The organism is Arachnia rubra (assembly GCF_019973735.1).
GTDB classification, from domain to species: domain Bacteria; phylum Actinomycetota; class Actinomycetes; order Propionibacteriales; family Propionibacteriaceae; genus Arachnia; species Arachnia rubra.
Genome location: NZ_AP024463.1, coordinates 1,462,109 through 1,484,893, shown reverse-complemented (window position 1 = coordinate 1,484,893; position 22,785 = coordinate 1,462,109). Strand labels below are relative to the sequence as shown.

Below are 22,785 nucleotides of genomic sequence, written 5' to 3'. Positions count from 1 at the left end.
GCTGGTGTTGTGGTGGGAGTTTGTCAGTGGGAGGCGGTTCCGGGGCGGATGCTGTGCCAAGGCAGCCGAGTAAAACGCTACTGGGCGTACCGTGAGCGAGGTGAACGAAACGAGGTGCCGCCTCCAGTGTCGGAAAACACCAGCGGACTCACACCACACGACGCCTAGGCCCGTTTCTGTCGCAGGATTCCAAGCACCATGCGTTCCAGGGCATAGTCCGGGTTGGTGGCGGCGCCTTTGACATCGGCGTCAGCCTGGGCAATGATCCCGATTGCCGCCGCGACACCCGCCGGCTGCCAGTTCCGGGAGGTGCGCTGGTACTCCTTCAGCTTGAACGGCGGTACACCGATACGCCGGGCAAGATCAGCACCACTTCCCCGCGCTTCCAGGTATTTGCCCATTCCACGGAATGCCCCGGCCATGGCCGAGGTGATCAACACCGGTGCGACCCCTGTACCAAGAGCCCAGCGGAGACGTTCCAAAGCCAGCGAGGTGTTGCCTGCCAGGACTGCATCGGACACCGCAAACGAGGTCACCTCGGCGCGGCCCGCGAAGTATTTCTGCACCAGTGCCTCGTCGACCGGCGCGCCATCAGCATCATCAGCCAGCTGGGCTATGGCTGAGGTGAGTGCCCTGAGATCATTTCCAACCGCCGCCACAAGCACACCCGCCGCTTCCTGCGAGAGCTTCACCTTGCGGGAACGCGCCTCCTCCACGCAGAACCTCGGGAGCTCCCACGGCTTGGGGGCAGCGACGCTGACCGTCTCGATCTTGGCTTTCCTCAGTTTGTCTGCCAGCCCGCGGCCCTTGTTGCCACCTTCGTGGGAAAGGATCAGGCACAACTCATCCCCTGGGTCTTTCGCCAAGGCCACGAGCGCATCGACCACATCCGGCGGGGTGGCGCCAATGTCGTCGATGATGGCGATGATATGGCTGGAGAACAAGGAGCCTCCCGTCACCTCCGAGAGCATGGAATCGGCCAGCTCGGCACCCGAGATCCGGTTGACCTCGGCCTCAGGTTCCTCCTCCAGCGCGGCCCGGCGCCTGCCGTCGATGGCCCGGGCGGTAAGCAGCGACTCAGAACCGGTGACTAGCAGGGTGTGTCCGAAACTGTTCACCCGCCCAGCATGCCAGCTGGCTCCGACATCAGCCACGCCAGCGGCGTACATTGAGTTTCCCGGCTTCGAGTGAGACCGCTACGCTGCCATCCGTGTCGGTGCGGGCAACAACCATGCCGAGTGCCGCCACTCTGGTCAAGGTCTTGGAGCTGGGGTGCCCGTAGGAGTTGCCCTGCCCGCAACTCGCAACCGCCAGCTGAGCCGCCGAGGCTGCGAGGAACTCCGGAGCCTGCCGGGAAGAGCCATGGTGGGGAATTTTCAGGACATGCGCACTAAGTGAGATCCCCAGATCACGGGCCCTGCGTATCGCCTGCTCCTGACCGCCAGGCTCCGCGTCCCCAGGAAGCAAGACCCGCATTCCTGCGACATCGGCGACTCCCACCACGGAGGAGTCGTTCTCCACGGAGCTTTCGCTCTCCCCCGCCACCGAGGTACCGCCTGGCTGCCATGCCGATGCGGTGACCCATCCAACCTCCCCAACAGTCATGCTCTGCCCAGGGACGGCCACGATCACACGCGCCCCGTAGGCCTCCGCTGCGGCGTCAACTGAGGCGGCAGACATCCCAGGGGAGCGCAGCGGGCTCACCAGAACCATCTCGGGCCGGAACCGGGACAGGACGGCCTCGGCGCCCCCGATATGGTCCGCGTGAAAATGCGTGAGAACGAGCAACGGGATATGCCTGATCCCGAGGGATTCCAGGCAGGCGATGGTGGGGGCAGGCTCGGGTCCGGTGTCCACAAGGACGGCTGTTGCATCACCAGCACGCAACACCGTCGCATCTCCTTGCCCGACATCACAGAACACAACCTGCCATCTCCCCGGCCAGTCCAGAGGAACCGGACGTAGCCATCCGGCGACCAGCAGGCCAAGGATCAGGCACAGGGCTCCTGCCCGCCGCCGGAGTGCTGCCCAGGCCAGCACCGCAACAGCCCCAGCCAGCAGAACACTGGCGATGATCCCGGGAGGTGTCGTGGGCCATTCGAGGACTGAACCCGGCATCGCAGCGCCACAATGAGCTATCCAGAGGATGGGTTGCACCACCCAGCCCGCCAGCCAGGCCACCAGGGCAGCAGCCGGTGGCGCCCAGGTCAAGATGGTAGCCACGAGACCCAGCACAGTGGCAGGCCCGACGAAAGGACCCGCCAGCGCATTCGCGACCACCCCAACCACCGACACTTGGCCCGAAAGCGCCGTTGTCAGCGGGAGTGTGGCCAGCTGAGCGGCCAGAGGCACAGCAATGGCCTCGGCAAGCCATCCAGGCGCCCATGAGCCCATGCTCTTGACCATCGGTCCTGCACCGACGCTGATGCCGAGGCACGCTGCCGCGGAAAGCGCAAAACCCCAGGAGCGGGACAGCCAGGGATCCAGCGGCAGGAGAACGAGGATCGCGACGCTGAGATTGCGGACGCTGCTTTTGCCACGCCCGATTCCCATCGCAGGCAAGGCCACAAGCCCCATGGCTGCTGCGCGCAGCACAGAGGGCTCGGCCCTACACACCAGCACGAACAAAGCCACTCCCCCAGCGGCAACTCCGCGGACCGCCCAACCCCTGACGCCTATGAAACGCGTGGCGAAAAGCAGCACCCCAAGCAGCAGCGTGAGGTTGGAACCGCTGACCGCCAGCAAGTGACTGAGCGAGGTGGCACGGAAGACATCAGTGAGCTCCGGCGTGATCCCGCTGCGATCTCCGACCACCAGCGACGGCACCAGAGCCGCCTGCTCGGGTGGGGAGTGGGATGCGGCCTCGCGCAAGCCGGCATGGATCGCGGTCACCAAAGCATTGAAGAAGTCGGGCGCCCGGGTTTCGCCGGAAATTCTAGTCACCCTCACAACGAGGGCTTCGTGGGACTCAGGTTCCGAGGAACCCAATCGCCCCAAGATCCTGTAAACCGCTCCTGGCGCGATGTCCATCAGCTCCGTTGCCAATTGGTCACCTGCCAGTAGCAGGACCGGCTGCGACGTGCTCAGGCTCCGCCGGTTCACCTCAAGCTCCAGCAGCGTCGCCCTGGCGATCGCTAAGGTACGCCCTGAGTGCTGGGTCAGGGCCGGCTCCCCCTCCAGCCTGATCAGCGCTGACCCCAGTGGCTCCTCGGCTGCCCACCTGGCGGGAAGACCCTCGTGGACCGCTGAGGAGCGCACCCCAGCCAGAACCGCGGCCACGACCAGGACACAGACGGCAAGATCGAACCAGATCTTCCGCAGCAGTAGGGCACAGACCACGAGCACACCGATACCAGCGCACAACAGCCCCGTGGCTGGCCGCCATCCCGAGGTCCCTGCCCAGCAGCCTATCCAGGCTGCCACTGCCAGGGGAACCAGGCGCCAGTCATGGCGGCTCACAAAGTCACCAACGGCGCTAGTTTCTCGAAAACCTTCGGGCCGATCCCCGAGACCTGCCGTAGCTGAGAGACCTCTGTGAAGGACCCGTTGTCGGTCCGCCACTTGATGATGGCCTCAGCCAAGACGGGTCCCACCCCGGGGAGTTCCTGCAGCTGCTGCGAGGTGGCACGGTTCAGGTTCACGAGCCCTGCCCCAGAACTTGAGCCCGATTCCGTCGCCACACCGCCTCCCGGCTCCACAACCTCCCCACGTGGCGAGGCTGAGGTGCCGACAATGATCTGCTGCCCGTCACGTACGGGAGCCGCCAGGTTCAGTTCACCGGGGTCCGCCCCGGAGACCAGCCCACCCGCGGCCTCGATCACGTCCAGCACGATTGCTCCTTCAGTGACGGAGACCACCCCAGGCCTGGCCACCGCTCCCAGCACATGAACTCTTAGCACACCACGGCTGGCGGAGACCTCGGGACTACTTGACAGTGCAGGCCCTGAGGTGGAGATCATGCTGGGTGAGCTGGCCGGCAGTTCTGTGGCGGAGCTCTGTCCCAGGGCATAGAAGGTGATGAGCACGCCACAGGCCAGCAGCGCTATCACCACGACAACATGTTCGCGGCCGAGCATGACCAGCCGCCGCCAGCCTGTGCGTGCCTTGGCCTCGGGTGTTTCCTCCCCCGCTTGCGCAGGCGGGTCACTTTCGGTCGAGATGTCATCCGCTCGCCGCGCCGCGCCGAGCGGGGCCTGCCCGGAGGCCACGAGCGCCAGCCGCGCCCGCTCAATCTGCTGCTGATCTGTGAGACTCCCCATGCCAACACTCTGGGCAGGGCTGGGGCCGATCCTCCAAGGGTGCCGGAACCTGTTGGAAACTCTCACCACGATGCGCTGTAGGTAAATCTTGGGTTAACAACGATTCAATTCCTTGACTGCTGCAAAGTGCGTGCCTAAGGGTTGTCCCCAGGAATCTCGACAACAGCGTCGGGCCGGAAAAACATATGGAGTTACCCATGACCCTGCCAAGGAAACACTTACCTACCGGATTGATGGCTCTCTGCTTGGGTCTTGGGACACTTTTCATCACGCCTTCCCACGCGGCAGCCGATCCCGCCAGCTGCACGCCTTCCCACAACGTCTCATTGTTCACCTACAACGACTTCCATGGGCGGCTGAGAAATGCATCAGCGCTGTTCACCCCTGTGGAAAGAGCACGATCTGTCCAGGGAGAGGCGAACGTCGCGCTGATCAGCAGCGGAGATGACATTGGCGGCTCAACATTCGAGTCCATGGCAGACAATGACAACCCCACCTTGAAGGTGATGTCAGCAGTGGGCCTCAACGTGCAGACCGTGGGAAACCATGAGTTCGACAAAGGCTGGGCCGACCTCGCCGGCCGGGTGAATACCTCCTTGAACGGCATAGAGCAGCTTGGGGCGAATGTCTACGCGAAAGGCACCAGACAGGTGGCCTCTCCGCTCAAGGCATACAGGACCTTTAAAGTGGGTGACTTGAATGTCGCGGTTATCGGGGCAGTCACCGGTGATCTGTCATCTGTTGTCTCCCCCGCAGGAATCACCGGCCTCACCATCGGCGACCCGGTGGAGGCCGTGAACGAGACCGTCGCTCAGCTGCCCCCAGAGACCGACCTGGTCATTGCCTCCATCCACGAGGGAGCGCCAGACGGAAACAGCACCGGTGACGAACAGGCCGAGGCCAGCCCGAACTTTCACAAGATGTGGACGGGCATAGACTCCAGGGTTCACGTCGTGCTGAACGGTCACACCCATCAGAGGTATTCGTGGACAAACGCCAAGGGCCAGCTCTTCACCCAGGCGGGCTCATATGGGACCGTAATCAATGAGCTTCGGGCCGGCGTGACCTCGGCTGGGACGCTCTGTGGAGTCTCCAACACCGCAATTGAGATCGACCCTGGAGTTGCCGACGACAGCCTCCCGCGTATCCAGCGGATCTCCGGTATCGTCTCCGCAGCCGTAGCCAGGGCCGACGAGATCGGAACCACTGTGATCGGCAAGGCCACCGCAGCCATCTCGACCCCAACCGGTAACTCTGATGTCCGGGATGTGGAATCCCCCATGAGCAACCTGGTGGCTCAGATGTTCCATGAGGTACTGGGCAATGGGGATCCGTATTTCATCGGCGTCCAGAACCCCGGAGGAACGCGCGATAGTTTTGACTCCGGTGACATCACCTACAAGGAGGCAGCGCTGACCCTGCCGTTCGCAAACACATTGCTGACCACCCGGTTGACGGGAACCCAGTTCAAAACGGTCTTGGAACAGCAATGGCAGCGCAATGCCAGGGGCGAGATCCCCTCACGACCCTTCCTGCGCCTTGGCCTATCCAGCAATGTCTCCTACACCTATGACGAGTCACGTCCTGAGGGCGATCGCATCACCTCAATCTTCATCGGCGGTGTTCCCCTTGACCCGGACCGGCTCTATTCCCTAGGTTCCACCTCCTTCCTGATCGCAGGCGGTGACAATTTCCGGGAGCTGGCCAAGGGAGCCAACACCCGGGATACAGGACGCGTCGATCTGGAGGCATGGACCAGCTGGGTGAAGGACAAGCAGACTCTCTCCCCGAGCTATGCCAAACGTGGCCTGTCACTCATTGCTGCACCCACCGAATTGAACCGTAACGGCGAGACCGTGACGTTCAGCTTCGATCTGCCCTCAGGAGCCGTTAAGGCTCGTGAGGGTGTGGATTTCCTGTTAGGGACGGCGACTGGAAATTCCCCGAAAGATCCTGCCAGGGTGACTCCAGCGCTCGCCAACGACAGCGTTGAGGTGTTCCTCGGCGAGACCAGGGTCGGCGGCGGAACCGTTACGGAGGGCAGGGCACGGGTAGATATCAGTCTTCCCGCTGGCTGCGCGATCCCCTCTGGCGCCCAGACCCTGGTCTTCAGGTTCTCCCCTTCCGGGACCGTGGCTCGCCAGCAGGTCAAGGTCGCTGGCGACGACTCAGTATGCGGTTCCGCTTCTCCAATGGGCGGCTCACGGCTGCCCAGACCGGGACTCCCGAGGACTGGTATCTGAGACCGGTGACGTACGTGGATAGCGTCTGCCATTGAGCCATGCGCCAAGCCAGGTGTGACGAATCAACAGCTCATACGTGATGAGCAAGATTGTGGTGGAGACCACCCACACGATCACGAGTTTCACAAGTACTGGCCACGCCAGGTCAGCCAGCGGGATCTCGAGCGCCACCAGCAAGGGCAGGTGCATCAGGTACATCCAGTAGGAGGCATCGGCGAGATACCGGATCCAGGAGTGTGCCCGGTCCAGGAAACGCATTCCAACACCCAGCAGCCCGAATACGAGAAGCCAGCTCGCCACGGCGGTTACGGCTGAGAGCACGGCCGTTGGCAGCCCCGGCAGCCATACGACCACGGTGATTAGAAGACCGGCTGCCAGCATTGGAAGCCAGTTCTTGGCGACTCGCTGCATAGAACCGGCTGCTGCATGCAGGAACCAGCCAGTCAGGAAAGCCCCCAGGTAGCCGGTTAGGGAGGCCAGTTCCGGCACGATCGTCGTCGGAGCGATGATTCCGCCTGCCGGATCCCTGCCTTGCATCACCAAGGCAATCAGAAGGGTCGAGGCTGGAAGTAGGACGCCGGCCGGGTGTGACAGCACCTCTCCGATCCGGGTGGCGGTCCTTCCCGCGATCTCAGCACCCAGGAACCGGAGCAGCAGGGCCCTGGCCGCCAGCACCACAACAACCAGTTCAAACAACACCAGCAGAAACCACAGCTGTCCCGGGGTGAACATCATCAGTGGTGAGACCGGCTCTGTGGGCGTGGGGGCCGGCAGTCCTCTTACAGAGGCCCCATACATGGAGAGAAAACCAAGCGGAATCACCACGAAAGGCCAGAAGACAACAGCTGGCAACAGGATCCGCTTCGCACGATCCCTCAAGTAGCTACCCGGCCCACGCCTCAAGGTGACCATCCGCCCAAAATAGCCCGCAAGCAGCATGAACAAGGGCATCCGGAACAGATGGATTGCTCCACATGCCAGCAGCGAAACGCTGCTGCGCTGAGAGTCATTGATCATCCAGACGATGTCCGTGAAGGGCATTAATGAGTGCAAGACGATGCCTAAAAGTAGTGCCCCTGCACGAACGGCATCCAGCCCATGCAGGCGTTTCTCAGTGGTCATGATGTGAAACTAGGATCCTCAGGCGCGCCGCGCCATCATCCGATCGTTGGATGGCGGTGTGGCCACCCAGCTAGGAAAATGGACTGGTGGAAAGCTCCAACAGCCTGATGGAGGCACGAGCCGTCCGTTGGGGGCCACTGATACTGCTGGCAATTTCGCTGGCCACCGGCTGGGCCCTGACCAACCGGATAGTCGAGCAGGAGAACATGCTCACTTCTCTATGGCCCAGCTCCCTGATCCTGATGCTCCGCATCATCGTGGCCATCCGTCCATTGGCCCGGGGCAACCGGATGACGGCTGTCTTCGTAGCAGGCAATCTGCTGCTCACCCTGGCCGCCTCACTGCTCAACCCATTCATGTGCATCTACGTGTTCTCAAGTTATCTCGATATTCAACGCCTTATCACAGGACCCTTTCTCGTTCCCGCCACCATGGCGACGGGGCTAGTGACCGCCGTGGGCCAGGCTGGCGGCATCCCAGGAGCCTCCATGACGCCTTGGCTTCCGCCCTTGCTAGCTATGGTCAATATCGGAGTGGCCGCTCTCATGCTGGCTTTGAGCCGGGAACATGAACGCCAAGTGCAAATCCGGGAGGAGACAGCAGAGCGACTAGCAAAAGCCAACGAAGCGAACCTGGCCCTGCACGAGGAGTTGATGGCCCAGGCACATCAGATGGGCAGGGAGCAGGAGCGGGCAAGACTGTCCCGGGAGATACATGACACGGTGGCCCAAGGACTCATTGGTGTCATCCGGCAGTTAGAGGCCATCCCCGAGACCCTGAATGGCAACGCACGCGAACGTATTCAGCGGGCCGAACAGGTGGCCCGGGAATGTCTCCTGGAGGCACGGCGGGCAGTACAGGCGCTAGCTCCCCACCAGCTTGACTCCACCCCTCTAGCGGAAGCTCTGCACGCGATCATCCGGACCTGGGGGCGTACGAACCGCATCGTCACGGAGCTGGATGCGGACGCGGCCCCAGCTCCCTCCGCCAACGACGGGATCCTGGTCCGTATCGTTCAGGAATCCCTGGCCAATGTCGCCCGGCATGGGAAAGCCAGCAGAGTATGGGTGCGGCTCGACGCCACAGCAGAGGGACCGCGCATCCGCATCACTGACGACGGCATCGGTTTCGATCCGGCTCCAGCCGCCGGTCACGGGATCCCTGGCATGCGCGACCGCATCACCGAGGCCGGAGGAGATTTCAGCATCGACAGCACGCCAGGCAGAGGGTGCACAGTGACTGCGGTGGTTCCAGCATGACTCTACGCCTGGTGGTAGTGGATGATCACCCGGTCGTCCGTGACGGGCTGGCTGGCATCTTCGAGTCGGAGAAGAACATCGAAGTGGTCGGGCAAGCCGGGAACGGATCCGAGGCGATGACCGTCATTGATGAATGCAAACCGGATCTGGTGCTGATGGACCTGCGCATGCCCGGTGGCGACGGATTCACAGCGATCCGGGAGCTGCGTGAGAAAGACACCCGTATCCGGATTCTCGTGTTGACCACCTACGACAGTGAACGCGATATTCGCAGGGCAATGGCTGCTGGAGCCAATGGCTACCTGCTGAAGGACTTACCACGCGAACAGCTGATACAGGCTGTCCTGAGCATGATGACCAAGCCATCCGCGGCCCCTGCGGCTGACCTCCCGGAATCACATCTGGCACTCACCGACCGGGAAATCGAGGTGCTGGGATTGGTGGCGGATGGGTTGACGAACCGGGCAGTTGCCAGAAAGCTAGGAATCAGCGAGGCGACCGTCAAAACCCACCTGACCCACATCTACCCCAAACTGAACGTGCCAGACCGGGCTGCCGCGGTACGTGAGGCCTGGGAACAGGGGCTGGTATGACCCCATATCTCCTCATCCGCCCCAGGCTTTATTCACCGCGCGTTTGGAAGAATTGCAGGTTCCCGCCGCATAGCCACGTTCACCCTGGCTGAAGAACTCCTATCGCTTGGGCGGGGACAGGAACTCTTCCAGCTCGGCCCGGGTGGGTGGGTTGGCGCCCTGCCTGGTGCAGACCAGCGCGGACGCGGCGGCTCCCCAGCGAAGCGCACTTTCCACCTCATCCGGACGCCTCGCGTAGGCAGCGAGGAAACCTGCCATGAACGTATCCCCAGCTCCCACCGTGTCAACCAGTTCGATGGAGTGGCCGGCAACACAGATCTGGCGCCCGTCCGGTTTGATCGCGACAGCTCCGTCAGGCCCCGTCGTAACAATGCACAGGGCCAAGCCGTACTCGGCACACCAGGCCTCCGCATAAGGAAGTGGATCCGGATCATCCACAAGCCAGGAGATGTCCTCGTCGCTGGCTTTGACGATGCCACCCCCAGCTCCGACCGCAGCTATCAGCTGCTCGACACGCTGAAAGTACTCAAAACGGTCAGGAAGCACCGTCGGGCGCACGTTGATGTCATAGCTGAGCGAGGCAGGAGTGGATCTGACGAAATTCAGCACGGCCCGCGCCCCTGGACCGGAAATGGTCCCGATCGATCCGAAGTGCAGCCAGTCATTTTCTCGTAGTTCGGGAAACTCACCAGCGCGCCAACCGAAATTCGAGGTGTTCTGGAAGTGAAACGTATAGGAGGCCCTCCCCTCAGCGTCGAGTGAGACGACTGCGACCGAGGTGGGATCCGCCGTCCGGACGGCCAGGTCCATGGCGACATGATTGTCCTGAAGATACCGCTCAAGTTGGGCACCGAAGGAGTCGCCACCGAGGCGGCCGAGGAAATGACTATCCTCTCCCAGCCTCGCTAGAGCTAGGGCAGTGTTCAAAGGTCCGCCTCCGCACAGCGCTGACCAGCGGGTTTCAGCCGAGGAAACCTGCTCTCCCGGAAGCAAATCGATGAGGGCCTCTCCGCACACAACGAAACGCATGTCCTCACTCTAATAGCCTTGGCCGCTGGGGGGTATGGGCGGAGCGAAACGGAGGTCTGATGGCCAGAGCACGCAGCCCTCTGAGAAGCGGCAGGAGCTGATGCTCAGGTGCCAGCACCTCAAGCTGTTCCAGGCACTCAGTCTGCTGTGCTCCCTGATTGTCGAACCAGCAGACCAGCGTCAATAACCCCAGCACGTCAGGCACATACGAGTCGCTGCAGGTTCTCCTGGCGTATGCGAGACGAGGACGTATGCTCGCGGCGCTTTCACGGCTCAGACCTGCAACGATCTCACCCGCGATGTCCGGATAGGACACCAGAACAGCCAGTTGTGCGCCTTCAATGGGCAGCAGTGGATCTCCACAGGTCAAGAGCCTTCTCAAGAGCTCCAGCCGCTGATCATCATCGAGGTCGGACACGTAGTCACAGGCCTGTTCTGACAGGAACTCCACCTCCCCTGGCTCCCCAGCAGCCCTCACCTCGGCAACAGCCTCCGCCCGGCTGGCGGCGACCGGTATGCCCAGGTAGACGGCCTCAGCCGCGAGAGTGGTGGTCCCTGGATCCCATGGATACCCTTCCGGTGGTTGCAGACCCAGTGGCGTGACGGTCCAATAGCGGGTCGGGCTTGCGATGAGCACGTCCATCACTGTCCCGTGGATCTCCAGGGCCAGACGGATCAACCGTTCGGAATTCTCATCGGGGTAACGCGTGTAGCCAAGGATCACGAAGTTGCAGGATTCCAGCGACTGGGCTGCGGCCTCGACTTGCCTGATCAGATCCGCTCTGCCCTCATCGAGCCAGTCAAGATCAGCGCGAGCGCAGAACTCCACGCTCGTTCCGCAAACCCCAAGGACAACGCAGGATTCGGTTGGGTGGAATCCGAGGCAGATTCCAGGCACGCAGAGAAGGTCCTCATCTGTAGAGCTGCGCAGGGTGGCTTCGAAAGTGTTCACATCATCTTGGTGGGCATCCTCAAACACGATCCTCCGTTTCAGGCCAGGCCACGGCGATTGTTAAAAACCCATTGATAAAGCTGTGTTGGCCTGGGTACATCCAGACGCCCGCGTTGGCAGGGGCGGCATCTGTTGAGTAGGGACGCCCAGTACCGTGTATCGACCACGATCGGCTGCGAGGGCATAGAGGGCGTTCACCAAGCCTCGCCGGCAAGGGATCAGGTGAGACGCAGCTGCGGGTATGGTGTGAGCTACCATGAGCGCTCCACAATGGCAGAACAATCCCCAGCAGGATCCCAAGCAGCATAGACGCGATCCCCGGCAGCCTTTCGGCTCCCCCACTCCGGACAGCTTCAATGCACCCACCCAGATCGAGGCATACCAGCAGCCACGCAGTGGAGTGATGCGTAACATCTTGATCGGAGTCGCGGCTCTCGCCATCGTGGCTGCCATCTTCCTCAGTATCCAATACCTCAGCCCGGATCGGGACGAGACGTCCAACCGTCCTGGTGGTTCGGCAGCGCCGTCAGTGGCCACCTCCTCGCTGGGAGCTGGAAGCCAGTCGGCGCCCTTCGACGCGAATGGTGGCGGGACCTTCGAGGTCCTCTCCCATGACTGGCTGGATGACGGCGTCGACGTCACAGTCCGCATCACCCTGAATGAGGGTTCAGCCTCCTTCGACGCCTATCTGCTGTCGAACACCACGATGAAGAACTACGACCCGGTGAACTCATCCCCCGTCATCGTCGACTCGAGCGAGCCCACAGAAGTCACCTTCCAGTTCAAGGCCCCCCGCGGTAAGAGTACTGTCATACTCGCCACGGGAGGTGGCAAGGCCATCACCGGCCTGGAGATCAGCCCTCCGTGACCGCTGCAGCCTCTGTTTTTTGCGCGGCCTTCTCGCGTTCGGCGACAGCGTCCGGGTGGTCCTTTGAAAGCAGGACGACCCCGTAGACGGCCAGCCCAGCCGAGATGATCATGCCTAAGGCCGGCCCAAGGCCCATCCCGGCACCCTCTCCGAGGACGAACAACCCGAACAGCACGGCGACGAAAGGGTCAACCGTGGTCATGGTGCCGACGGTGATTTCCGCTGGCCCGGAGGCGTAGCCTTGCTGAATCATCCAGACACCCAGGCCGTAGCAGGCGAGCATGTAGCCGATGACTGCAAGGGTGCTGGGGTGCAGCAGATGGAACTGCCCGGACTGCACCATGTTCATGGCCGCCTTCATCATCCCAGAGGCCAGGCCGTAGAAGATCGCACCGACGGAGGACCACATCATCGCCTTCGCCCAGGGGGCAGCCTTCTTGGCTGCCAGGAACGACAGCACCGCGCAGACGACGCAAACCACGATGAACGACCAGGTGATTGGCAGGAAATCGAACTGTTTCTCGCCGTTCGCAAAAAGTGACGAGAAGATGGTGAAACCAACCACGCCAAGCACAGTGACCAAGACCGCACGCCACACCCGGCTGGGAATCTGATGCCCGTGGATACGGGAGGCGAGAATCACCGACCACGGAACCGCCAGGATGCCGACCGGCTGCACCACCGCCACCGGGGCCATGGTCAGCGCCCAAAGATGCAGACCCGCGCCGGCAAACACACACAGCAGTCCGAGAAGCCACTTGGGAATCAGCATCAGCTTCAGCAGCCCCACCAGCGTGAGGCGGTTAGAAGAGGCCGTGGCCTTGGGATCAAACGTGGACTTCACTCCAAGATGCTGCAGGGTCGCCCCACTGGCAAAGAGGAACGAAGAAATCACCTGCAGCGTGATGGCAAGGGGAATACCCACGTGCGTCACCTTTCACTCACTAACAGAACCGCAAGGAAAACACTAGCGGGTGAGCAGCCCCAGGCCGTCAGACCCAGGGGTGGGTTCACCCCTGGAATCAATCGGTGTACACCACTACTTTGTCCCCGACACGCACTTGGTCGAACAGCGACGCGATGGCGCCCTTGTCCCGGACGTTCACACAGCCATGGGAGGCACCGTTGTAGCCGTTACTCGCGAAGTCGGCGGAGTAATGGATGGCCTGGCCGCCTGAGAAGAACATGGCATACGGCATGGGGGTGTGGTACATCGTCGAGACATGGTCGCGGGACTTCCAGCCGACCGAGAAGACCCCGTTGCGAGTGGGGGTCAGTTCCGAGCCGAACCTGACGTCCACCGTCATCTGGACCTGTCCGTCGATCACCCAGACCAGCTTGCGCTGCGCCTTCGACACACACAGCACACGGCCCTGAAGACAACGAGCGTCGAGGCCTGTTTCATCGTCTGCGGGGTTCACCGAGGGTTTCACATTATTCAGCTCGTCCTGGGTGGGCTTGCGGGTCATGGCGCTGATCCGGTCAAGCGTGCGCTGATCTACCTCGCCCGTCACGGGAAGCTGCCGTTTACCCTGAAAACCTTTCACGGCCTCCATGGTGGTCTCGCCATACTCTCCATCGACATCCGGGTTGAACCACCCGATCTGCTTCAGCCGGGCCTGCAGATCTTTGACCTGATCTCCCGTGGCTCCCTTGGACATAAGCGCCGGACCAGGCTTCAGGACGTTGAACATCTCATCATGGGTGGGTTCGCGAGTCATTGAGGCCAGGCTGTCCATGGTCGCCTGATCGACAAAACCGAGCACGGGGAGACCACGCTTGGCCTGGAAACCCTCGACAGCGGCTTTTGTCTTGTCGTCGTATTCGCCTGATATCTGCCCCGTGAACCAGCCGACCTGGAGAAGACGGTGTTGAAGAGCCCTCACCTCATCGCTGCTGTCGCCTGGTGACAACAGCGCCGCAGGCGTAGTCTCCGACGGTGTCGGCTCGGGTGTGGGGGTGGGTGATGACGACGGGGTGGGTGATGACGACTCACTCTCGTCACTCTCGCTGGGCTCCACAGCCTGGGTGGCAGCAGGTGTCGCGGGGGTCGTGGAAACCTCATTGGAAGAAAGACTCGGCTCGCTGTTCACAGGAACTTCTCGGCTACATCCGGAAATAGCCAGCAACGAAATCACAGACACAACGGCAAGACGTCGCACGATGAGGCTCCCGGTTTGATGTGGACTCGCGTCCGGCCCTTCGCTATCGAGAAAATATCGTAGCGCATCTAGGGCCAGCAGGTCATGAGGCGGCATGTCCGCTGAGTAGCTTTTTCCGCTCCGCATGATCGGGCAGCGCAGCTGCCACGAGAGCCCAGAAATCCTGGCCATGATGTGCGTGCCGGAGGTGCGCCAGCTCATGCACGATCACATACTCGAGAGCTGCGGCAGGAAACCGGGCCAGCGCCGTGTTGAGAGTGATGGATCTGGTCCGCTGATTGCAGGATCCCCATCTGCTCCGCATGGCGCGATAACGGATGACAGCGGGCTGTGGGACTCCCAATGCCGCTGCCCAGGAACTCAGCAGCGGGCGGGCCACACGTTCGACCTCCTGCCGCCGGAACCGTGCGATGGCTTTTTCCCTGGCCAGATCATTAGAACCAGTCAAGAGCAGGCGATCACCAGCCACCCAGGCCCGGGCCCGGGCGCCATGATGATGTTCTACCGCATGCCACCTGCCCCAGAGCCGGGCCGCTCCCCCATCCTCCAGACGGTCCTGTTCGAGACTGACGCTCTTGAGGCGAGCCCGTTGCCTGTCAATCCATGCCCGCTGTTCCCGCACAAACTGCGCTATCTGCCTCGCAGGCACACCCCGCGGAGCAGAGACGGCAACCTCCCCATGGGGCGGCAGCACCTTCAACCGGATATTGCGCATTTGCTTCCAGCTGATCATCACCTGGAGGTCATCCACCTCAACGGAGAGCCTGTCTGCCACAGGCGAATACTGCCACCACTCTTCAACAGCTGCTGCGCAGCGGCTCAGGCTTCCGGTGGTGCGGGTAGCACGGGATTGCGCCCACTCAGGGTTGAGAACAGCGTCCCGGTGACTGATGCGCTGACGAGGATGGCCGACAGCATGGTCAGCTGGAAAGTCGCTGCCTCAACCGGGCTGGCCCCGCCGAAAAGCGCTCCGATGAAAGCCCCTGGCAGGGTCACCAAACCGGTGTTACGGGTCTGGTCCAGATTGGGCAGCAGGGATTCTCGCACCGAGTCTCGCCGGCGCCAGGCCGTCGCCTGGGATGGTGTTGCTCCGAGAGCCAGCCACCCCTCAACCTCACCGCGATGCGCGTCGAGTTCTGTCCGGATCCTGCGTGATGTCAGGGTGACTATATTCATCGCGTTTCCGATAACGCTTCCAGCGATGGCCACGACATGCTGCGGAGTGGGTGATATCAGCCCCAGCAGGAGTGTCAGGAGCAGCGCGGACATGCCTCCGGCGATGACGGAGACCACAGCATAACGTCTCCCTCCGGGTAGCCCTTCCGCCCTGGATGCTCCCGTCCACGAGGCCGTGGCGAGCATCAGGGCAACAAACCCCAGCACGAGCCAGGGCCATTGATTGACCCCACTCAGCAGCACGGAGATCACCGCAAGCTGTAGGCCTGCCCGGAACACAGCGGTGGCCGGCAGCCAGCGCAATGAAACCCCGTGCAGGCGCAGCAAAAGCAAAGCGGCCGCGACCAATGCCAGGATCCCACCGATGAACCGAAGCCAGTCCCACACATTCACACTCGGACTGTATCGCCGTCAGTTTCGCGGCCAGCGTCAGCTCTCCGAATCAGAGACGCACCACCTGAGCTGTGCCGATCTGTTCGAAACGCTCCGGCTGGCAGGTGAGAATGATCGTCTGGACGGTTTCCCCAACCCGGTTCAACACAGCCCCAAGACGCCTCAAGCGTTCTGGGTCGGCAAAGCCCAGGGCATCATCGATGATCAACGGCACACCTTCCCCAGGCTGCACCAGCTGCGCGCAGGCAAGTCTGCCGAGTAAGGAGAGCTGTTCGCGCGCGCCGCTCGAAAGCGACCCGAAGGCAATGGTCTCCCCCTCCACAGTGCGGGAGCTGATACTCAAATCCGGCGCCACATCCACCTCGAGGGTGGGCCCGAAGACAAGCCGTCCCAGCGCCTCGATCCGTTCCCTGAACGGTGCCACGTAGCGCAGCTGCGCCTCGGAGCGATGGCGCCTGAGCGTCTGCCTGAGCAGGTTTACCGCCTCGGCGGCACGCCGGCGAGAGGCATGGCTGGTCTCGGCGTGACGCTGCCTCGCTGCCGCATCAGCAAGACGATCGTATGCTCCCCCGGCGAGCCGGTCCTCAAGCAGCGCAGAAAGCCTGGCTAGCTCATCATCCAAGGCTTTGCATTCTTGCTCCAGCCGGTCCACGACCGATGAGGCATTACTGAGCTGGAACTCCAGCGCCGGAGCGTTGGTGGCCTCAAGAGCCTGAGCAACGGCTTTCTGCCCAGCCCTACGGCTTTCAAGCACGATCTCGGCATCCGCAACAGCGGCAGTAATCGCCTCGTCGGAGGCCTCCTGGCGCGCTAGCTCAAGCCGGGCGCCGGCCTCGTCACGGCGGGCCTGAAGATTGTGCATCTCCGCTTCTGTCCGGATTCCCCTTTCCCTCGCCGATTGCTGAATACCCCGCCTGGTCTCCAGCCTCGCGCGGATTTCCTCAACCCTGGCCTCGGCCGCCTCCCACGCCTCACCGATCCGGACATGCTCTTTCTCCAGGGCAGTCAGGTCCCCAGGTTCAGCACCTTCAAGGACCGCCGACAGCAGATCAACCCGGCTCCGCAGCTCAGCACCGCCCTCATCCCCGGAGAATGCCTGGATCGTCTCATACGCAGCATCTCGTTCCCGGGTGGCGTTCGCGTGCTCCCTAGCCGCCACGCGGGCGGCCGCGACATCCGGGACCCCATGCTCTGCGAGCGCCTCCGCCAGGGCATCTGCGGCTCCTCGTGCTCTTTGCTCTACATCCTCAGTGCCCTCACCCGGGTAAATCCTGATGCATGCGCTACCCGGCACCTCAATCGTGATCAGGTCCTTGACAGGGACCGGGCCATATTCCCCAGTTTCAAGAACCTCCCCATCCAATACGATCGCATTGGATATTTCGAGGGAAATGCTCGCGGCGCTCGCTTCCCAGGCCTCATGACTGACTCGCGCAGCAACCTCCAGTTTTTCCAGGGAAAGACAAAGCTCATCATCAATCGTGTTGACGCTCAGAGTGGCCATCGCCTCATAAAGCCGGCGCTCGGCTTCCTCCAGTTTTTCCAGCCGCGCCTTCAACACCTTGAGCTCCGCCGCGTCCCTGGCACGCTGAACTCGGAGGGCTATCTCGCGTAGGTGCCTTCTGAGCGTGCGCTCCTTTTCCTGCGCGCCCCGTGCCCCCGTGAGGCATGCAGCCCAGACCGCCTCGGCCTCAGCGAGGTCGTCTTGCTCCTGCCTGACTCTGATCCGCATTTCGCTCAGCGCATCCTCGAGTTCAGTGACGATTCCCTTCAGCTCATCACGTTCGCGCGCACGCTTCTCAGCCACGTCCAGGACCACAGCAGCATCAGCTACCTGCTGGTCTGCCTCCGCCACGCGTTGCCGAAGCTCATCCAGGGAGCGGCTGGCCTCAGCCAGCTCCGCGATCTGCTCTCTGGCCCGGCCCAGACTCTCTTCCTTGGAGAGGCGGGCAGCAGTGGTTTCAGCATGCCTCTCAGCCAGGGAGTCGATCTCCCTGCTGGCCTCCTCGAGGTTTCTCACCTCCTGCTCAAGATCTTCCAATTCCTTGTGGGCACGAACGTATTCCGCATTGGGTCTGCCCGTAGCGGTGAAGTACCGGAGGTATTCGTTCTCGACAATGTCGAGAAGGTCGTCGTGTTCCTCATGTGAGGCGCCCACGACGTCCAGGGCGCGGCGGAGCGCAGGAAGCTGAGCCAGCTGGGCCTGCCCGAGTGAATCTCCCTGCATCACCTCGAGGGCTTCGAAGAGCCCTTCGTCTGTGGTCTCGGCAATAATCTGGAGGAAGCGCTCATGTGCCTCGTCGCCGCTGAGCGCTTCATGCCTGGGAGAGGTGATGTGCAGCTCGGTTTTCTTTCCTTTGATCCACTGTTTGCAGTAGGTGAGGCGGTATCCGCCGGTGCTAATCTCTATTTCCACCTCAGGACCGACCTCACGGCCGACAGGCTGAGTGGCCCGGATATCAGCCCGGTTAGCGCTGGCCTTGTGCATCCGCACGTGACGCAGGGCTTCTACCAAGGTGGACTTGCCGGCTTCGTTGCGCCCCTCAACGACTGTGACGCCATCAGCAAACTCCACGGAACGCTCGGTGGTGCCGCGGTAGTTCCGCAGGGTGATCCGGTGAATCCTCATGCTGTTGCCCTCACCAGTCGATAGAGCAAGGCCAGGGCATCCCTGGCGGTGGCATCGTCGCCCGCTGCCGCTGTCAGCTCCTGAAGCGCCTCGGATGCAAATCCGGTGAGTCCGAGATCGGTGAAGTCATGATCGTCGGGAAGAACCACGAGATCATTGTGACGCTCCCACGTGGTCAGCTTTGCGAACAACGTCTCAAGCTCAGCAAGCTCTGCTGTATACCGCGCGAACTCCGCGACGGAGAGGGTGCCGCGCAGTTTCAGCCAGACGGCGCTACGTTCCTTGGCAGGCAACTCCTGCAGGCGAGCGATCAAACGATCCACGTCCTCCGCAGCCGAGAGCTCCTCCTCCACGACGATAAAACTCCAGCGGCCCGTCCGGATCACCTCGACTTCTGGGATGCCATGGGTGATCTCGACGAGCAGGATATTGCCAGGCGCGGTCTCGCGGCGGTCCGTCACCTCTGGGGCACCCGGATACCAGATCCCGGGCGCCACCTCGGTAACGGAATGCCGATCACCGAGAACGGCGAAGTGGAGCAGGCCCTCACGAATCCTCGCGGCAAGGGCTGCATCATCGATGGCGGCCAACGACTCCCGGTCTGGGTTGAGACTGGACACCGCGCCATGGCCCACCACAATCCGAGTCATGCCGCCGGCGGGCGGTTCCAGGCCTGCACAGGCCGACGCTACAAGGTCGGTGTGCGGACGTTTCGAGAACCAGGGAGCGGCCACCACCTCGGTGCCAGGCACGATGCTGATGGGGCTGGAATCCTGGGCAACCGTCACGTGGGAGGGGCACCGGTCGCTGAAGGCCTGGGACCGGTAGATGGACGAGGCATCCAATGGGTCGTGATTGCCGGGTACCAGCACCACCGGGACCGGACAGAAACGCAACGCCTCGAACGCGCGTAGAAGTATCCCGCGGTCAAGCTGGTTCGATTCGAAGACATCCCCGCCGACCACGACGAAGTCGGCCCTACGCTGAGCGGCGATCCGCCCGATCTCGACGACGGCATCAAGCCTGGCCTGGTGAAAACGTGCGCGAGCGGCATCGTCCAGGAAATGGGCCGTCATCCCCAGCTGCCAGTCAGCAGTTGCGATGAACCTCATCGTTCTCCCTTCGTCGCACATCAGGTATATCAGCCCTCACCGACAGAATCTCAGGGCTCGGCCTCGACCCACCCCTTGACCCGCATATCCACGCATGTAATTATCTGCATATGAATGCAGATAAGAGCAGTGCTGGGACGCCCAACCCCGAGTACATCGACCTCGCCGTGGAGGTTTTCTCGATGCTGGCGGAGCCCACGAGGGTGCGCATCATCGTTGCATTACAGGGCTCCGAGCTCTCAGTGGGGCAGATCGCAGAGGCCGTTGGGAAGGCTCCCGCCGCCGTCTCGCAGCATCTCGCCAAACTGAGACTCGCCCGCATCGTCGCCAGCCGCCAGGAGGGACAGCGCATCTTCTACAGCCTCGCGAACGAACACGCGCCCCAGCTGGTGGCCGACGCCCTGTTCCAGGCTGAGCACGCCATTGACGAGAATCCGGCACATCACAGGAAGTCGTGATGCTGGCCGCACTGCACAACCGCACCTACGCGCGTCTCTTCACCGCCCAGGTGCTGGCACTCATCGGCACCGGCCTGCTGACGGTCGCCCTTGGGCTACTGGCCGTTGAGGTGGCGGGAGATGACGCAGGAATCGTCATGGGGACTGCCCTGACAATCCGGATCATCGCCTTCGTGACCATCTCACCGGTGATGTCCGCCCTGGTGAATCGGCTCCCCCGGACCACTGTCCTGGTCGGCGCCGACGCGGTACGCGCAGCCATGGCACTATGCCTGCCGTTCGTCACAGACCCCTGGCAGATTTATCTGCTGATCTTCGGCCTCCAGGCAGCCTCGGCCACTTTCACCCCCGCCTTCCAGGCCACCATCCCGCAGGTATTGCCAGATGAGGACGACTACACGGCGGCGCTGTCGTTGTCGCGGCTGGCCTATGACCTTGAATCGCTACTCTCTCCTGCCTTGGCCGCTGTCCTGCTCACGGTCATGAGCTACCACAACCTCTTCATGGGAACGGCGCTCGGTTTCGTCGCATCCATCGCACTGGTTATCTGGGCGCGCCTTCCCGCGCCTGTCCCCGATGTCCAGGCGCCTTTCATGGAACGGTTGACGCGAGGTGCCCGCATCTTCGGCCGCACTCCGGAACTGAGAGGCCTGATGGCGTTCAACATGTCTGTTGCATGCGGGATCGCAATGGTCCTGGTGAATACGGCCGTATTGGTAAAAACCCATCTGCACGGCGATGACTCTGGGGTGGCATGGCTGCTCGTTACCTATGGCGCTGGATCAATGCTGGTGGCTCTCGCCCTACCGTCAGTGCTCAAACGTCTCCGGGACTATTCCGTGATGCTGGCGGGAGCTGTCCTACTCCCAGCAGGGCTGGCACTGAGCGCCGCCGCGATCGGCATGTCCCAGGATGTGGCGCAGTGGATTGTGCTGGATCTCATCTGGTTCCTCCTGGGAGCGGCCACCTCCTTGATCTCAACGCCTTCCTCGCGCCTGCTGCGACGCTCATGTGAAGCAAAGGAACAGCCAGCGGTGTTCGCCGCACAGTTTTCCCTGAGTCATGCCTGCTATTTGATCGGTTACCCGACGGCGGGCTGGCTGGGAGCGTCGCTGGGGCTGCCCGCAGCCGCTCTCCTGCTGGCCTTCCTGGCCGCCGTCTCCGGAGCGATGGCATGGGCACTGGCCCGTGTACGCAGCCCTAGAGGGTAATTTTTGGCAATGATAGCCTTGCGAAAGTGAGCACCGGTCCTGATTCCATCCCCTTCGCACACCGGCCCACTGCAACTGCCCCCGGACACTGGGTGCTGGCCCGTGCCGGCAAACGGGTACTGCGTCCTGGAGGGCTTGGCCTGACACGCGCCATGCTCGGCCGCTGTTCTCTCGGCAACAAGGATGTGGTGGAGCTTGCACCGGGGCTAGGACGTACTGCCCGGGAGATCATCGCAGCGGCTCCACGCTCCTATGTAGGGGTTGATAGTGACGCCACCGCGGTGGCCCGGGTCAACGAGGTGGTTAAATCGGTGGGTGGTTCCTGCCGGCAGGCGGATGCCGCAGACACGGGTCTCGGTGATGCCAGTGCGGACGCTGTGATAGGTGAGGCCATGCTCACCATGCAAAGTCCGCGTGGCAAAGCCGGGATCGTGACCGAGGCGGTCCGGATCCTACGTCCCGGTGGCCTCTACGCGATCCATGAGCTGGGGCTGGCGCCCGACGACATCGATCCAGAAATCGGTTCGGACATCTCCAAGGCCTTGGCACGTTCCATTCACGTCAATGCCCGCCCATTGACCCTCGCGCAGTGGAGTGAATTGTTGATCAGCAACGGTCTCGTCATCGAATGGACCAGCACTGCCCCCATGGCCCTGTTGAAGATTGGCCGGAACCTCGCGGACGAAGGGGTTCTTGGCGTGCTGCGCATCGCCAAGAACCTGGTGACCCAACCGGATCTGCGTCGCAGGGTGCTTTCCATGCGACAGACCTTCACCACATACGAGTCATCAATGTGCGGAGTGGCACTGGTTGCCCGCAAACCCTCCCAATCCTGAAAGGAAGATCATGACCACAAACCCCGTATTGAGCTACGTCCATGGCATTGCCTCCATGATCGAGATCAACAAAGCAGCCACGGTGTCCCGAACGATCATGAACGCGGAAACCTGCCGTGCAGTGCTGTTCTCCTTTGACAAAGGTGAGGCCTTGAGCGAACACACTGCTGCAATGCCTGCGGTTGTCATGGTGCTCGAAGGGCGGTTGCGTATCGATGCTGACGGGCAGGGCGTCGAACTCGCGCCCGGGGATCTGCTGCATTTCGGCACCCGGCTCCCCCACGCTGTCGAGGCTCTGGAACCCAGCAAGATGCTACTGCTGATGCTCGACCCCCGCGAGAAGGGCGGTAAGCAGGAAGAAAAATGATCGCGCCGGACAAGAGGTCCTGAAACCCATCGGGACCATCCAGGCTGAAGAGCCCGCCGGGGATCAGTGAAGCTCAGCCGAGTGTTGCCGTGGTAAAGATTGTCATCGGCGCAGTA

20 protein-coding genes are annotated in these 22,785 nt (G+C 62.3%); 8 read left to right on the top strand and 12 right to left on the bottom strand.

Annotated features, from left to right (window positions below; all coding sequences use genetic code 11):
• Positions 1-164: 164 nt before the first annotated feature.
• The 3 genes from holA to SK1NUM_RS06685 are packed head-to-tail and all read right to left on the bottom strand — an operon-like array spanning position 165 to position 4,259.
• Positions 165-1,154 (bottom strand): DNA polymerase III subunit delta, encoded by a 990-nt coding sequence (holA, locus tag SK1NUM_RS06695; RefSeq protein WP_223927871.1) that lies wholly within the window; start codon positions 1,152-1,154, stop codon positions 165-167.
• Positions 1,147-3,459, bottom strand: coding sequence for a ComEC/Rec2 family competence protein (locus SK1NUM_RS06690; RefSeq protein ID WP_212326945.1), 2,313 nt, complete (start codon positions 3,457-3,459; stop codon positions 1,147-1,149). Before SK1NUM_RS06690 ends, holA begins: the two co-directional genes overlap by 8 nt.
• Positions 3,456-4,259: a helix-hairpin-helix domain-containing protein gene (locus SK1NUM_RS06685; protein WP_212326943.1), complete on the bottom strand. Its 804-nt coding sequence runs from the start codon at positions 4,257-4,259 to the stop codon at positions 3,456-3,458. The genes SK1NUM_RS06690 and SK1NUM_RS06685 overlap by 4 nt, the downstream gene beginning before the upstream one ends.
• Positions 4,260-4,492: 233 nt before the next feature.
• Between SK1NUM_RS06685 and SK1NUM_RS06680 the strand changes: the two genes are divergently transcribed.
• Positions 4,493-6,502, top strand: coding sequence for a bifunctional metallophosphatase/5'-nucleotidase (locus tag SK1NUM_RS06680; RefSeq protein ID WP_212326941.1), 2,010 nt, complete (start codon positions 4,493-4,495; stop codon positions 6,500-6,502).
• On the opposite strand, the gene SK1NUM_RS06675 is transcribed toward SK1NUM_RS06680, so the two are convergent.
• A complete protein-coding gene (locus SK1NUM_RS06675) occupies positions 6,461-7,624 on the bottom strand; it encodes an acyltransferase family protein (protein ID WP_212326939.1) in 1,164 nt (387 codons plus the stop codon). The genes SK1NUM_RS06680 and SK1NUM_RS06675 overlap by 42 nt on opposite strands.
• 86 nt (positions 7,625-7,710) lie before the next feature.
• Here SK1NUM_RS06675 and SK1NUM_RS06670 point away from each other — a divergent pair, with 86 nt between their 5' ends.
• Both SK1NUM_RS06670 and SK1NUM_RS06665 read left to right on the top strand, forming a co-directional pair.
• Entirely contained in the window at positions 7,711-8,883 is a 1,173-nt protein-coding gene (locus SK1NUM_RS06670) for a sensor histidine kinase (protein WP_212326937.1), read from the top strand.
• Positions 8,880-9,476 carry a response regulator gene (locus SK1NUM_RS06665; protein WP_212326935.1) on the top strand — a complete coding sequence of 199 codons (597 nt, stop codon included), beginning with the start codon at positions 8,880-8,882 and terminating at the stop codon, positions 9,474-9,476. Before SK1NUM_RS06670 ends, SK1NUM_RS06665 begins: the two co-directional genes overlap by 4 nt.
• A 99-nt stretch (positions 9,477-9,575) precedes the next feature.
• Here SK1NUM_RS06665 and SK1NUM_RS06660 read toward each other — a convergent pair whose 3' ends face one another.
• On the bottom strand, positions 9,576-10,505 hold the full coding sequence (locus SK1NUM_RS06660) for a carbohydrate kinase family protein (RefSeq protein WP_212326933.1): 930 nt from the start codon (positions 10,503-10,505) through the stop codon (positions 9,576-9,578).
• 4 nt (positions 10,506-10,509) lie between these two features.
• On the bottom strand, positions 10,510-11,403 hold the full coding sequence (locus SK1NUM_RS06655) for a DUF4192 family protein (protein WP_223927954.1): 894 nt from the start codon (positions 11,401-11,403) through the stop codon (positions 10,510-10,512).
• A gap of 310 nt (positions 11,404-11,713) precedes the next feature.
• Between SK1NUM_RS06655 and SK1NUM_RS06650 the strand changes: the two genes are divergently transcribed.
• Positions 11,714-12,325, top strand: a complete 612-nt coding sequence (locus tag SK1NUM_RS06650; RefSeq protein WP_212326929.1) for a hypothetical protein — start codon at positions 11,714-11,716, stop codon at positions 12,323-12,325.
• Here SK1NUM_RS06650 and SK1NUM_RS06645 read toward each other — a convergent pair.
• The 6 genes from SK1NUM_RS06645 to SK1NUM_RS06620 all read right to left on the bottom strand — a co-directional run bounded on the left by SK1NUM_RS06645 (position 12,312) and on the right by SK1NUM_RS06620 (position 19,797).
• Positions 12,312-13,250: a DMT family protein gene (locus SK1NUM_RS06645; RefSeq protein ID WP_212326927.1), complete on the bottom strand. Its 939-nt coding sequence runs from the start codon at positions 13,248-13,250 to the stop codon at positions 12,312-12,314. The two genes, SK1NUM_RS06650 and SK1NUM_RS06645, sit on opposite strands and share 14 nt — an antisense overlap.
• Positions 13,251-13,347: 97 nt before the next feature.
• Positions 13,348-14,418 carry a L,D-transpeptidase family protein gene (locus SK1NUM_RS06640; protein WP_223927869.1) on the bottom strand — a complete coding sequence of 357 codons (1,071 nt, stop codon included), beginning with the start codon at positions 14,416-14,418 and terminating at the stop codon, positions 13,348-13,350.
• A 151-nt stretch (positions 14,419-14,569) separates the two neighbouring features.
• On the bottom strand, positions 14,570-15,262 hold the full coding sequence (locus SK1NUM_RS06635) for a M48 family metallopeptidase (protein WP_212326917.1): 693 nt from the start codon (positions 15,260-15,262) through the stop codon (positions 14,570-14,572).
• 44 nt (positions 15,263-15,306) lie between these two features.
• Positions 15,307-16,056: an ABC transporter permease gene (locus tag SK1NUM_RS06630; RefSeq protein WP_212326915.1), complete on the bottom strand. Its 750-nt coding sequence runs from the start codon at positions 16,054-16,056 to the stop codon at positions 15,307-15,309.
• Positions 16,057-16,105: 49 nt separating this feature from the next.
• Entirely contained in the window at positions 16,106-18,685 is a 2,580-nt protein-coding gene (locus tag SK1NUM_RS06625) for an AAA family ATPase (RefSeq protein ID WP_212326913.1), read from the bottom strand.
• A complete protein-coding gene (locus SK1NUM_RS06620) occupies positions 18,682-19,797 on the bottom strand; it encodes a metallophosphoesterase family protein (protein ID WP_212326911.1) in 1,116 nt (371 codons plus the stop codon). The genes SK1NUM_RS06625 and SK1NUM_RS06620 overlap by 4 nt, the downstream gene beginning before the upstream one ends.
• Positions 19,798-19,907: 110 nt before the next feature.
• Between SK1NUM_RS06620 and SK1NUM_RS06615 the strand changes: the two genes are divergently transcribed.
• Genes SK1NUM_RS06615 through SK1NUM_RS06600 form a run of 4 tightly spaced genes read left to right on the top strand, consistent with a single transcriptional unit; the run spans position 19,908 to position 22,669 of the window.
• Positions 19,908-20,255, top strand: a complete 348-nt coding sequence (locus SK1NUM_RS06615; RefSeq protein WP_212326909.1) for an ArsR/SmtB family transcription factor — start codon at positions 19,908-19,910, stop codon at positions 20,253-20,255.
• On the top strand, positions 20,255-21,466 hold the full coding sequence (locus SK1NUM_RS06610; protein ID WP_212326907.1) for an MFS transporter: 1,212 nt from the start codon (positions 20,255-20,257) through the stop codon (positions 21,464-21,466). The genes SK1NUM_RS06615 and SK1NUM_RS06610 overlap by 1 nt, the downstream gene beginning before the upstream one ends.
• A 26-nt stretch (positions 21,467-21,492) precedes the next feature.
• A complete protein-coding gene (locus SK1NUM_RS06605; protein ID WP_212326905.1) occupies positions 21,493-22,302 on the top strand; it encodes a class I SAM-dependent methyltransferase in 810 nt (269 codons plus the stop codon).
• A gap of 10 nt (positions 22,303-22,312) precedes the next feature.
• The gene (locus tag SK1NUM_RS06600; protein ID WP_212326903.1) at positions 22,313-22,669 is read left to right on the top strand and encodes a cupin domain-containing protein; all 357 of its coding nucleotides are present in this window, start codon (positions 22,313-22,315) and stop codon (positions 22,667-22,669) included.
• The last annotated feature ends 116 nt before the right edge of the window (positions 22,670-22,785 follow it).